The organism is Micromonospora sp. DT31 (assembly GCF_049841795.1).
Taxonomy (GTDB): Bacteria; Actinomycetota; Actinomycetes; order Mycobacteriales; family Micromonosporaceae; genus Micromonospora.
This window is the reverse complement of sequence record NZ_JBNCKZ010000005.1, coordinates 288,779-301,353: the sequence shown is the minus strand read 5'-3', so window position 1 is coordinate 301,353 and position 12,575 is coordinate 288,779. Positions and strand designations below refer to the sequence as shown.

General features: G+C 73.2%; 9 protein-coding genes and 1 pseudogene. 3 read left to right on the top strand and 7 right to left on the bottom strand.

Features of this window, described 5'->3' with window-relative positions:
- Nucleotides 1–104: 104 nt before the first annotated feature.
- Nucleotides 105–428, bottom strand: coding sequence for a sterol carrier family protein (locus ACLQ2X_RS11730; protein ID WP_425681086.1), 324 nt, complete (start codon nucleotides 426–428; stop codon nucleotides 105–107).
- Nucleotides 429–617: 189 nt separating this feature from the next.
- On the opposite strand from ACLQ2X_RS11730, the gene ACLQ2X_RS11725 reads away from it, so the two are divergent.
- Nucleotides 618–2,879, top strand: coding sequence for a carboxypeptidase-like regulatory domain-containing protein (locus ACLQ2X_RS11725; protein WP_425681010.1), 2,262 nt, complete (start codon nucleotides 618–620; stop codon nucleotides 2,877–2,879).
- Between the two features lie 124 nt (nucleotides 2,880–3,003).
- Here ACLQ2X_RS11725 and ACLQ2X_RS11720 read toward each other — a convergent pair whose 3' ends face one another.
- The 4 genes and pseudogenes from ACLQ2X_RS11720 to purS all read right to left on the bottom strand — a co-directional run bounded on the left by ACLQ2X_RS11720 (nucleotide 3,004) and on the right by purS (nucleotide 7,686).
- Entirely contained in the window at nucleotides 3,004–3,753 is a 750-nt protein-coding gene (locus tag ACLQ2X_RS11720) for a 2-phosphosulfolactate phosphatase (protein WP_425681009.1), read from the bottom strand.
- 594 nt (nucleotides 3,754–4,347) lie between these two features.
- Nucleotides 4,348–6,714, bottom strand: a pseudogene (gene purL / locus ACLQ2X_RS11715) (phosphoribosylformylglycinamidine synthase subunit PurL); the annotation flags it as partial.
- Nucleotides 6,715–6,742: 28 nt separating this feature from the next.
- A complete protein-coding gene (gene purQ, locus ACLQ2X_RS11710; protein WP_425681008.1) occupies nucleotides 6,743–7,426 on the bottom strand; it encodes a phosphoribosylformylglycinamidine synthase subunit PurQ in 684 nt (227 codons plus the stop codon).
- Nucleotides 7,423–7,686 (bottom strand): phosphoribosylformylglycinamidine synthase subunit PurS, encoded by a 264-nt coding sequence (gene purS / locus ACLQ2X_RS11705; RefSeq protein ID WP_425681007.1) that lies wholly within the window; start codon nucleotides 7,684–7,686, stop codon nucleotides 7,423–7,425. Before purS ends, purQ begins: the two co-directional genes overlap by 4 nt.
- Nucleotides 7,687–8,154: 468 nt before the next feature.
- Here purS and ACLQ2X_RS11700 point away from each other — a divergent pair, with 468 nt between their 5' ends.
- Both ACLQ2X_RS11700 and ACLQ2X_RS11695 read left to right on the top strand, forming a co-directional pair.
- On the top strand, nucleotides 8,155–8,838 hold the full coding sequence (locus ACLQ2X_RS11700) for a S1 family peptidase (protein ID WP_425681006.1): 684 nt from the start codon (nucleotides 8,155–8,157) through the stop codon (nucleotides 8,836–8,838).
- Between the two features lie 70 nt (nucleotides 8,839–8,908).
- A complete protein-coding gene (locus tag ACLQ2X_RS11695) occupies nucleotides 8,909–9,427 on the top strand; it encodes a YbjQ family protein (RefSeq protein ID WP_425681085.1) in 519 nt (172 codons plus the stop codon).
- A 44-nt stretch (nucleotides 9,428–9,471) separates the two neighbouring features.
- On the opposite strand, the gene purB is transcribed toward ACLQ2X_RS11695, so the two are convergent.
- The gene (purB, locus tag ACLQ2X_RS11690) at nucleotides 9,472–10,896 is read right to left on the bottom strand and encodes an adenylosuccinate lyase (protein WP_425681005.1); all 1,425 of its coding nucleotides are present in this window, start codon (nucleotides 10,894–10,896) and stop codon (nucleotides 9,472–9,474) included.
- Nucleotides 10,897–11,264: 368 nt separating this feature from the next.
- Complete coding sequence (locus ACLQ2X_RS11685; protein WP_425681004.1) at nucleotides 11,265–12,557, bottom strand: acetyl-CoA C-acetyltransferase; 1,293 nt, start codon at nucleotides 12,555–12,557, stop codon at nucleotides 11,265–11,267.
- Nucleotides 12,558–12,575 lie beyond the last annotated feature (18 nt).

Genomic DNA, 12,575 nt, shown 5'->3' with positions numbered 1-12,575 from the left:
GTGGGCCGGGACCGTCGTCGGCTCTCAGTGTACGCGAACCGGACTTGACACCGACAGTCACGAGATCGCCGCGCACAGTGAGACCGGGCCGCCCCGGGAACCGGTCAGATCGGCAGGTGCGCGGAGAGATCGGCACGACTGCCCGAGACCCGGACCCGGCCCCCGGCGACCGCCTGCGTCCAACCGAGGCGCCCGGTCGCGACCGCGAGCCAGGTCGCCGGGTCCATCTCCACCACGTTCGGCGGCGTCCCTCGGGTGTGTCGCGGCCCGCTCACGCACTGCACCGCACCGTAGGGTGGGACGCGCACCTCCACCGATCGGCCGGGGGCGCGCTCCGCCAGGGCAGCCAAGAGCGTCCGGACCGCCTCCCGGAGCACCGGCCGTTCGGGCGTACGCCCCTCGTCGAGCGCCGTCACGGCGGCGAGCACCGCGGCGGAATAAGCGTGCGGAGAGGACACGAGGGGACGATACGACCCGGCAGAAGGCCACCGGGCGGCGGCCCTGGGTAGAGATGATCCGGTCAGACAAGGCATAGTTGCCGACGGCGTATTCGTACCGTGAGTGATCAACCTCGGTCTCGCGGCCGGCGAGCTGATCAGACTCGGAAGGCGGTGGACGTGTCAACACACCGACGTGCCTGGAAGCAGCGGGCCGGTGTGGTCGTAGCGCTGGTCTTCGGCGCCCTGCTCACCGTCCCCGCCGCCCCCGCCCTGGCTGCCAACATCGTCACGGCGGACAACTCCGTCGCCATCGACGCCGGTCGCAGCGGAACGGTCAACGTACTGGTCCGCCTGAGCCCCGGCGAGACGTCCGCCGACATCGACGTGACCGGGCTGCCCGACGGAGTCACCTGCGGAGGCTGCGGTCCGATCGACTTCGGCGACCAGCAGACGAAGGCCGTCAGCCTGAACCTGTCGGCCGCGGCCAACGCACCGGCCACGAACGGCTCGCAGGCGAGGATCACGGTGACCGGCGACGGTGGTCGTCAGCTCCGGGTCACCGTCCGGGCGGCCGCCCCACCCACGCCCGACCAGCCGCAGACGGTGAAGACGGTCTCCGGCAAGGTGACCAACTCCGACGGCGACCCGATCTCGGGTGCGCTCGTCATGCTCCGCGACAGCGCCGGCAAGCAGCGCCAGACCAACACCAGCGGCAACGGCAACTTCAGCTTCAGCGGCTCCGCCTCCCAGCCCATCGCGCCCGGACGGCTCGACCTCGGCGCCTCCACGGAAGGCGCGGCCCCGAGCAGCAGGTCGATCAACGCGTCCGCCGGCCAGTCCGTCACCGGCCTGCGGCTCAGCATCGCGCTCAGGGCGTCGGCGAGCCCCAGCGCGAGCCCGTCGGCGAGCGAGTCGGCCCTCCCGTCCGAGGAGCCGACCGCGGACGAGGTGACCGACACCCCGGCCACCGAGGCGCCCCCCGCCCAGCAGCCCGCCGCGGACGAGGCCTCCGGCGGTTTCGGCTCCTGGCTGCTGATCCTGCTCGGCGGCCTGTTCGTCGCCGTCGGCGTGGGCACCATCGTGCTGCTCTACATGCGACGCAAGAACGACGGGGACGACGACGGCCCCGACGGGCCGATCGGTCCCGGTGGTCCGGGCGGGACCGCCGCGGCCGGCGCGATCCCCGCCGCGCGGGGCGCCTACCACGGCACCGACGACCAGACCCGGGTGGTCAACGGGATGGGCGCCGGGGCGGCGTCCGGCATGGCCGGCGGCCCGTCGATCGGCGACGCGCCCACCATGCTCCAGCGTCCGGTCGTGGACGACGTCCCGCCGGACCCGTACGCCGCGCCGCCCGGTGCCGCGTACGGCGTCGGAGCCGGGCAGGCCGGCTACGGCTACGGCGACGACACGTCCGCCCAGGGCGGCTACGGCTACGGCAACGCGCCGTCGTCCGGCAGCGGCTACGGCAACGCGCCGTCCTCCGGCAGCGGCTACGGAACCGGCCCGTCCTCCGGCGCCGGCTACGGCGGCCAGGACTACGCCGCCGGCGCGGCCGGCTACCCGCCCGGCCAGGACGGCGGCGGGTACGGCGCCGAGCGCTTCGACGAGCCGACCGGCCGCTACACCGGCGACAGCACCCGTTACGGTCCGGCCGCCGATCCGTACCCGACCAGCACCTACCAGCCGGAGCAGGGCGACGGTTACGGCGCGGGCGGTGGCTACGGCGCGGGCGGTGGCTACGGGACCGGCTCGACCGGCTACGACAGCGGAGCTGCCACCGGCTACGACGGCGGTCGTCAGTCGGGTGGTTACGGTGCGGCCGCCCCGACCGGCGGATACGACGCCGGCCGTCAGCCGGGCGCGTACGACAGCGCCCCGACCGGCGACTACGACAGCGCCCCGAGCGGCGACTACGGCAGCTCCCCGCGCGGCGGCTACGGCGACCCGGCGGCACGTGGCTACGACGCCCCGGCCGGCGGATACGACAACGCCCCCGCGGGCGGATACGACAACGCGCCGGCCGGCGGCTACGGGGACGCGCCGGGCTACGGCGGCGGCCGACCGGGCGGCGGGTACGACAGCGCCCCGGCGGGTGGGTACGACGCCGCGCCCGCCGGTGGGTACGACAGCCCGGCCGGCGGCTACGACGCCGGGCGCCCGCAGGGCGGATACGGCGACGCCCCCGCCGGTGGTGGTGGCTACGGCGGCTACGAAGGCGGCCACCAGTCGGGCGGTTACGGCCAGCCCGGTGGATACGGCGACGGCTACGGCCAGCCCGCACCGGGTGGTTACGGCAAGCAGGGTGGCTACGGCCAGGAGACGCCGCAGCAGCGCGGTGGCGGCTACGACAACGACGACCCGGCCCAGACCGGTCGCGCCCGCCCGGACGGCGGCGCGGATCGGGGCGGGCGACGCCTCGACTGGCTGGACGACTGACCGGCACCGTCACGACTCCCGATGGCCGTCCGCTTCCCGCGGGCGGCCATCGCCGTCACGGACGCCCGACGCCGTCAGACGCCCGACGCCCACATGGGTGTTCCCCGCAGGTCCCGGCGCGCGCTCAGGCCGGGGCGAAGTAGCCCTGACGGAGCACCGGCACCACCGCGGAGACATCGACCTCGGTGGCGACCGCGACATCCTCGGCGAAACCACCCTCGGCGAGTTCCCGGCCGGAGACGCAGCCGCGGACCGCCGCCGCCACGTCGGGCGTGCTGGCCAACCCGGCCAGCACCATCGCGGCCTCCACCGACAGCCCGCCGGGCGCCTCGGCCAGCACGTCCAGCACGCGGGCCGCCCCGAGCTGGTCCTCCACGCAGGGGCGCAGTGACCCGTCGGGCCAGCGCTCCCCGGCGGCCACCACGCCGACCGGGGCGTCGTTCGTGCCGTACCCCTGCGCGCGGAGCCAACGCCCGACGGCGGCTGCGTTACGCAGACAGGCCGCGACCACAGGCACTCCGGTGGTGCTCGCGGCGGCGCTGATCGCCGAGCCGTTCGGCGACGGCAGCACCAGGTCCGCCACGACGGGCGCGGTCCGCAACGCCGCCGGGGACAGCGACCATGGGCGCTCCGGAGTCATCTGACGCCGTCCCACGGCCGCGACGGCACCGATCCGCCGGGCGTACTCGTCGGCCTGCTCGCCCCACGGGAACGGGTGTACGCGCATGCCGCGGCTCACCGCCACCTCCACGGTGGTGGTGAACGACAGGACGTCCACCACCACCAGGGCGGCGCAGACCCGACCGAGTTCCGCCGCCCCGGTCAGTCCCCAGTCGAAGCGGGCGCCGGCACCGGGCTGCGTGAAGACGGTCAAGGCGAACGCTCAGCGCTGGTCCGGTTCACCGGTGGCAGTGCGGGTGCTGTCCGGGCCGGTCGCCGTCCCGCCGGCGTGGGGCGACGGGTCGACCGTCTCCTCCGCCGCTGCGGTATCCCCGCTCGGCGGCGCCTCCGCCGGCTCCTGCCCGACCGGCGTGCTCTGCGCCGGTGCCGGAGCGGGGCCACCGGCGTCCGCGCCCGCCTCCGGCAGAGCCGGCTCAGCCCGCCGCGGGACGGACGCATCCTCGGCCTGCGCGTCCTCAACCTGAGGGTGCTCGACCTGCGGATGCTCGGCCTGCGGGTGCTCGACCTCCAAGCGCTCGGCCTGCGGGTGCTCGGCCTCCAAGCGCTCGGCCCGCGGGCGCTCGGCCTCCAAGCGCTCGGCCCGCGGGCGCTCGATCAGCGCTGCCTCGGTCTCGGCCGGCGCGGCGTGGCCCGGGGCGGTCTCGGCCGCCGTGTCGGTGGCCGAGCCGTTCGCGGCGATCGGCTCCGACTCGACCTGGGCCACCTCGATGCCGATCGGCTGTTCGGCGGTCGCCGGGAGCACGGTGGTGGTGCCGGTACGGGTCGCCGCCACCTCCACCCGGGCCGCCTCGGCGGCGCCGAACAGGCGCGGCAACGTGCCGGTGTGCGCTTCGCGGAGCTCGTCCAGGCCAAGCCGGAACTGGCCGTGCACCTCAAGCGCACCGCTGCCCGGGTCGGTGACGCCGATGAACTCCCACGGCACGCCGCGCTCGGCGCACAGCCCGGTGAACGCCTTCTCGTGCCCACGCGGCACCGACACCAGTGCTCGGCCGGCGGACTCGCTGAACAGGAACACGAACGGCATCGACCCGCCGCTGAAGTGTTCCGGCACCACCACCCGGGCGCCGACGCCATGCCGCAGCGCGGACTCCACCAGGCTCTGCGCCAGGCCGCCGTCGGACAGGTCGTGCGCCGAGCTGAGGTGCCCGACCCGGGCGGCCTCGGCCAGCAGCTCGGCGAGCTGCCGCTCACGGGCCAGGTCGACCTGCGGCGGGATGCCGCCCAGGTGCTCGTGCGTCACCCAGGCCCACTCCGAGCCGGAGAGTTCGACGTGCGTCTCACCCAGCAGGAAGAGCTGGTCGTGGTCGCCGGCCGGCCGGGGCGCGAAGCCCATCGGCACCCGGTTGGCGACGTCGTCGAGCACGCCCAGCACACCGACCACCGGCGTGGGGTGGATGGCCGCCGCGCCGGTCTGGTTGTAGAAGCTGACGTTGCCGCCGGTGACCGGGATGCCCAGCTCCAGGCAGCCGTCCGCCAGACCACGCACGGCCTCGGCGAACTGCCACATCACGCCCGGGTCCTCCGGGGAGCCGAAGTTCAGGCAGTTGGTCACCGCGATCGGCTTGGCGCCGGTCACCGCCACGTTCCGGTACGCCTCGGCCAGCGCCAGCTTCGTCCCGTGGTACGGGTCGAGGCGCGCGTACCGGCCGTTGCCGTCGACGGAGAGCGCGACGCCGAGGCCGGTCCGCTCGTCGATCCGGATCACACCGGAGTCCTCCGGCTGGGCGAGCACGGTGTTGCCCAGGACGTACCTGTCGTACTGCTCGGTGACCCAGGTCTTGTCGGCCAGGTTCGGCGAGGCGATCATGCGGAGCACGGTCTCCCGGAGCGCGTCCGGGGTGCCCGGGCGGGGCAGCGTCTCGGCGCGGTCGGCCTGGAGCAGGATCAGGTCGGCCGGCTCGCGCATCGGCCGGGCGTACACCGGGCCGTCATCGACGAGCGAGCCCGGCGGCACGTCCACCACGAGCTGGTCACGCCAGGTGACGATCAGTCGACCCGGGCGACCGTCCGGCGACGGGGCGGTGACCTCACCGATGGCGGTGGCCCAGACACCCCACTTCTCGGCGGTCTTGAGCACCGCGTCGAGCTTGTCCGGCGAGACGACAAGCAGCATCCGCTCCTGGGACTCACTGGCCAGGATCTCGTGCGGTTCCATCGAGGGCTCGCGCAGCGGCACCCGTTCCAGCCAGACCCGCATGCCGGTGCCGGCGGAGGCGGCGGTCTCGGTGAGCGCGCAGGTCAGCCCGGCACCGCCGAGGTCCTGGATGCCGACGACCAGCTCGGCGTCGTACAGCTCCAGGCACGCCTCGATGAGCAGCTTCTCCATGAACGGGTCTCCGACCTGCACGGACGGGCGGCGCTGTTCGCTGCCCTCGTCGAAGGTGGCGCTGGCCAGCACCGACACGCCGCCGATGCCGTCCCGGCCGGTCTTGGCGCCCATCAGCACCACGATGTTGCCGGGGCCGGTGGCGTCCTTGCGCTGGAGCCGGTTGACCGGCAGCACGCCCAGGCAGAGCGCGTTGACAAGCGGGTTGCCCTGGTAGCAGGGGTCGAAGACCACCTCGCCGCCGATGTTGGGCAGGCCGAGGCAGTTGCCGTAGCCGCCGACGCCGGCCACCACGCCGGGCAGCACCCGGGCGGTGTCCGGGTGGTCGGCCGCGCCGAAGCGCAGCGGGTCCATCACGGCCACCGGGCGGGCGCCCATGGCGAGGATGTCACGCACGATGCCGCCGACGCCGGTCGCCGCGCCCTGGTACGGCTCGACGAAGCTCGGGTGGTTGTGCGACTCCACCTTGAAGGTGACCGCCAGGTTGTCGGAGACCTGGACCACGCCCGCGTTCTCGCCGATACCGGCGAGCAGCCGGTCGCTGGGCGGGGCCTTCTCGCCGAACTGGCGCAGGTGCACCTTGCTCGACTTGTAGGAGCAGTGCTCGCTCCACATGATCGAGTACATCGCCAGCTCGGCCTGGGTGGGCCGGCGGCCGAGGATGTGCCGGATCCGGTCGTACTCGTCGTCCCGGAGGCCGAGATCGGCGTACGGCTGCAGTTCCTCGGGGGTGCCGGCGGCCCGGGACACGGTGTCCACGACCGGTGCCCAGTCGCCGGTGGGGCCGACCTGCGGCGCTCGTGGGGCCGGGTCCGGATGGGTGGTCATGACGTCTCCTTGTTGCGGTCGGCGCCGCTCACGCCGGCGCTCCCACCAGATGCTTGAGCACCGAGGTGAAGAAGCCGAGGCCGTCCAGGGAGGGGCCGGTGAGCGCCTCCACCGCGTGCTCGGGGTGCGGCATGATGCCGACCACGTTGCCGGTCTCGTTGGTGATCGCGGCGATGTCGCGCTGCGATCCGTTGGGGTTGCCGCCGATGTACCGGGCGACGACGCGACCCTCGCCCTCCAGCCGGTCGAGCGTCGCGGCGTCGGCGACGTAGCAGCCCTCGCCGTTCTTGACCGGGACGAGGATTTCCTGGCCGGGCTGGAACGTGTTGGTCCAGGCGGTGCCGGTGGCCTCGATCCGCAGGGCCTGGTCGCGGTTGCGGAAGTGCAGGTGCTGGTTGCGGGTGAGCGCGCCGGGCAGCAGGTGCGCCTCGCAGAGGATCTGGAAGCCGTTGCAGATGCCGAGTACCGGCAGGCCGCCCCGGGCGGCGTCGACGATCGCCTCCATCACCGGGGCGAACCGGGCGATGGCGCCGCAGCGCAGGTAGTCGCCGTAGGAGAAGCCGCCGGGCAGGACGACCGCGTCCACCCCGTGCAGGGCCGGGTCGCCGTGCCAGAGCCGGACCGGCTCGGCGCCGGCGATCCGGACGGCCCGGGCCGCGTCCCCGTCGTCGAGCGAGCCGGGGAACGTCACCACACCGACCCGGGCGGTCACGAGTGTGCGCCCGTGGTCTCGTCGACGGTCACCACGCGGACGGTGAAGTCCTCGATGACCGGGTTGGCGAGCAGCTTGTCGGCGATCTCCCGGGCCCGGTCCAGGTCCGGTTCGCCGGTGAACTCGATCTCGATCCGCCTGCCGATCCGTACCGAGGCGACGTCACTGACGCCGAGCCGGGGCAGCGCGTTTGCGACGGCCTGGCCCTGCGGATCGAGGATCTCGGGCTTGAGCATGACGTCGACGACGACGCGAGGCACTGGGCACTCCTGACTGTGTACGCAGTTGGGTGCCGGCCCAACAATCGGGCGAGCGGAGCCAGCCTACCTGGCAGATACCGCCCGACCCGCACCGGCCGGGGGCAGTTCCGGCGTTGCCGGGCAGCTCTGCCGGCGCAGCGCGGACACCGTTGCGCGTTCGTTGCGACGTCGATATGAATTCGTTGCCCGGCGGGTCGGAAACCCACCCGCCGGACCGCCTCTCAGCAGGAATTATGCCGGGAAGCGCGCGCATGTGGACCGATTTGCGACGGCGCGTCGCCGGGCGGACGAATGAGTCACGCCATCGGCGAGATTCGATCCGCGTCTTGTGACAGGGCGTGGCGCGGCCGTAGCATGCATCGTCAGATGTCGATGCATGTGATCGACGTCCGCCCACCGGCCCACCCCATCCGGCGGGTGCCCACCCTGCCCGGCCACCCCCGGGCGTCCGGCCGAAGGAGCCCCGACATGCGCCTCCGTCCCCTGCTCGCCGTGCTCACCACCGCACTGGCCGGCGTACTGGCCACCGCGTCCGGCGCCACCGCCGCCCCCGCCGGCCCGCAGCCGATCATCGGCGGCGGCACCGTCTCGTCCGCCCCGTGGGCCGCCGCGGTCCTCAGCAACGGCTCGTTCACCTGCTCCGGCAGCGTGATCGCGCCCCAGTGGGTGCTCACCGCCCGGCACTGCGTCAGCGGCACCATGTCGGTACGGGTCGGCAGCGTCTACCGCTCCTCCGGCGGGGTGACCCGCACCGTCAGCGCGTCGTACACCCGCTACGACCTGGCCCTGCTGCGGCTGTCCAGCACGGTCAGCACGTCCGCCGTGACGCTGGCCAGCAGCAACCCGCCGGTCGGCTCCACCAACACGATCTACGGCTGGGGCATGACCTGCTACAGCGGGTGCAGCGCCTCGTCCCAGCTCAAGACCGCAAGCGTGCAGGTGACCAGCACCAACGCCACGGACGCGTACGGCGGCCAGGCGATCCGGAGCACCCGGATCAACGGCAACGCGTGGCGGGGCGACTCGGGCGGCCCGCAGTTCTACAACGGCCGGCAGGTCGGCGTCGCCTCCACCGCCGACGGCTCCAGCATCCAGAACTACGGCAGTGTCGCGTACAACAGGTCCTGGATCTCCTCGACAGCCGGTGTCTGACGGTTGATGCCGATCGCGGCGCGGATCGGTCGGGTGCGGCCCGACCGTCCGCGCCGCGCTGTTTTTCAGCATCCGATCAGGTGACCACGGCTCGCGAACCACCCGGCCGAGGACTGACAGCATCAGAAACGTGCTGGTCGTGACGACGGATCAACTGCCCGGCTACGAGATCCGCCAGATCCTCGGCGAAGTGGTCTCCTCGATGGCGAGGACCCGCAACCCGTACCGCGAGGGGGTCAAGAACCTGCGCGGTGGCGCCTACGACCCGATGGCGCCGGACAACCTGACCCGGTGGCGTACCGACTCGGTGGCCCGGCTCGGCGAGGAGGCCCGCCGCCTCGGCGCGAACGCGGTGATCGGCATGCGCTTCGACAGCCGCGACTGCGGCGAGATGTGGATGGAGATCTGCGCGTACGGCACCGCCGTGATCGTCGCGCCGAAGACGCCCGACGTCATGCCGCCGGACCAGCCGATGATCGCGGCGGAGACCGCCCACGAGCCGGAGATCGCCTCCGCCCCCGGCGGCATCGCCGAACCGGCGAGCGCCCCCAACCTGAGCTCCGCCGCCGAAACCCCCACCGGCCCCTGACCCCCATTTGATCACCAGGGGGTCCCGAGGGAGGCGGGACGGGGTCAGAGGATGGGGGGCGGGGAGTAGGTGGCGGCGTGCGGATGGGCCTCGACGATCTTGGTGATCCGCGCGGTCATGCGGTTCACCTGGTCGGCGGCGGCGCCGACGAAGGCGTTGCGGTCGGCGACCAGAGTGTCGATCTCGGATCGGGTCAGGCCCAGCCGGCCGTCGGCGGCGAGGCGGTCGAACAGGTCGTTCTCGGCCGCGCCCTTCTCCCGCATGGCCAGCGCCACCGCCACCGCGTGTTCCTTGATCACCTCGTGCGCGACCTCCCGGCCGACCCCCCGCCGCACCGCCGCCACCAGGATCTTCGTGGTGGCCAGGAACGGCAGGAACCGCTCCAGCTCCCGGTTGATCACCGCCGGGTACGGACCGAACTCGTCGAGCACGGTGAGGAACGTCTGGAACAGTCCGTCGGCGGCGAAGAACGCGTCCGGCAGCGCGACCCGGCGCACCACCGAACAGGAGACGTCCCCCTCGTTCCACTGGTCGCCGGCCAGCTCGCCGACCATCGACAGGTAACCCCGGATGATCACGGCGAAGCCGTTCACCCGCTCCGACGAGCGGGTGTTCATCTTGTGCGGCATCGCGCTGGAGCCGACCTGCCCCGGCTTGAAGCCCTCGGTGACCAACTCCTGGCCGACCATCAGCCGGATCGTGGTGGCCAGCGACGACGGCGCGGCGGCCACCTGGGCCAACGCGGCCAGCACGTCGAAGTCCAGCGAGCGCGGATAGACCTGGCCCACGCTGTCCAGCACCCGGGCGAACCCGAGGTGCCCGGCCACCCGGCGCTCCAACTCGGCCACCTTCCCGGCGTCACCGTCGAACAGGTCGAGCTGGTCGGCGGCGGTGCCCACCGGCCCCTTGATCCCCCGCAGCGGGTAGCGGCCGATCAGGTCCTCCAGCCGCTCGTACGCGATCAGCAGCTCCTCGGCGGCGGACGCGAAGCGCTTGCCGAGCGTGGTGGCCTGCGCGGCCACGTTGTGCGACCGGCCGGTCATCACCAGGGCCGAGTATTCACCCGCGTGCCAGCCCAACCGGGCCAGCGTGGCGACCACCCGGTCCCGGATCAGCTCCAGCGAGGCCCGGATCTGGAGCTGCTCGACGTTCTCGGTGAGGTCGCGGGACGTCATCCCCTTGTGCACGTGCTCGTGCCCGGCGAGCGCGCTGAACTCCTCGATCCGCGCCTTCACGTCGTGCCGGGTGACCCGCTCCCGTGCGGCGATCGAGGCCAGGTCGACGTCGTCGACCACCCGCTCGTACGCCTCGACCACCCCGTCCGGCACCGGCACGCCGAGATCCCGCTGGGCCCTGAGCACCGCCAGCCACAACCGGCGCTCCATCCGGACCTTCTCCTCCGGCGACCACAGGGCGACCAGTTCGGGCGAGGCGTACCGGTTGGCGAGCACGTTCGGGATCGTCGTCACGCCGCTCATTCTCCCGTACGCCCGGGTGGTCGCCGTACGCCGGGCGGTCCCGCCGCGGGACGACCCGGCGTACGGCGAGCCGAGGAGATCACCGGGCGGGGAGCCTGACCGTCGGGTCGAGCGCGAGCCCTCGGTGCTGCCCCTCGGTGAGCGGGAACCGGCCCTCCACGCTCGCGGCCAGCGTCACCCGCAACCACACGCCGTCGCCGCGTCGTACGTCGATCTCCCGCTGGGTGGCGGTGTCGTCGCCTTGCGGGTGGTGGCGGTGCGGTGCCGCTCGCCGCGGGTTCGTCTCATGCCTTCAGAACGGAGGTACCGCCCGCGCGGGTTGCCCCGCGCAGGCGGTGGATCCAGCCGGGTCGCCGGATTCAGCGCTCCAGGATCGCCGTCACGCCCTGCCCGCCGGCCGCGCAGATGGAGATGAGGCCGCGCCCGCTCCCCTTCTGATCGAGCAGCTTGGCCAGGGTGGCGACGATCCGCCCGCCGGTGGCGGCGAACGGGTGCCCGGCCGCCAGCGATGAGCCGTTGACGTTGAGCTTGTCCCGGTCGATCGGGCCGAGCGGCGCATCGAGGCCGAGGCGCTCCTTGCAGAACTCCGGCGACTCCCAGGCGGCGAGCGTGGCCAGCACCTGCGAGGCGAACGCCTCGTGGATCTCGTAGAAGTCGAAGTCCTGGAGGCTGAGCCCGGCGCGGGCGAGCATCCGCGGCACCGCGTACGCGGGGGCCATCAGCAGGCCCTCGTCGCCGTGCACGAAGTCGACGGCGGCGGTCTCGGACCAGGAGAACCAGGCCAGCACCGGCAGGTTGTGCGCCTTGGCCCACTCCTCGGAGGCGAGCAGCACGGTCGACGCGCCGTCGGTGAGCGGGGAGGAGTTGCCTGCGGTCATGGTGGCCCGCTCGGCGTCCGGCCCCTTCGCGCCGAAGGCCGGCTTGAGCGAGCCGAGCTTCTCGACGCTGGTGTCCGGCCGGAGGTTCTGGTCGCGGGTCAGCCCCAGGTAGGGGGTCATCAGGTCGTCGAAGAACCCCTTGTCGTACGCGGCGGCGAGCCGCTGGTGCGAGCGCAGGGCCAGTTCGTCCTGGGCGGTCCGGTCGATGTTCCAGCGCAGCGCGGTGCGGGCGGCGTGCTCACCCATGGACAGGCCGGTGCGCGGTTCGGCGTTGCGCGGGATCTCCGGCTTGAACGGCTGGAGCGGGCGCAGCTTGGCGGCGAGCTTCATCCGCTGGCCGAGGGTGCGGGCCGAGTTGAGCTGGATGAGGGTGCGTCGCAGGTCCTCGTTGACGGCAAGCGGCGCGTCGGAGGTGGTGTCGACGCCGCCGGCGATGCCGACCTCGATCTGCCCGAGGGCGATCTTGTTGGCGACCAGGATGGCCGCTTCCAGGCCGGTGCCGCAGGCCTGCTGGATGTCGTAGGCGGGGGTGTGCGGGTCGAGCCGGGAGCCGAGCACCACCTCGCGGGTGAGGTTGAAGTCGCGGGAGTGCTTGAGCACCGCGCCGGCCACCACCTCGCCGACCCGCTCGCCGGCCAGCCCGAACCGGGCGACCAGCCCGTCGAGCGCCGCGCCCAGCATGTCGGCGTTGGACGCCTGGGCGTAGCGCGAGTTGGACCGGGCGAAGGGGATGCGGTTGCCCCCGATGACCGCGACCCGCCGGACACTCTGCACGATCGGCCTCCTCGAAAC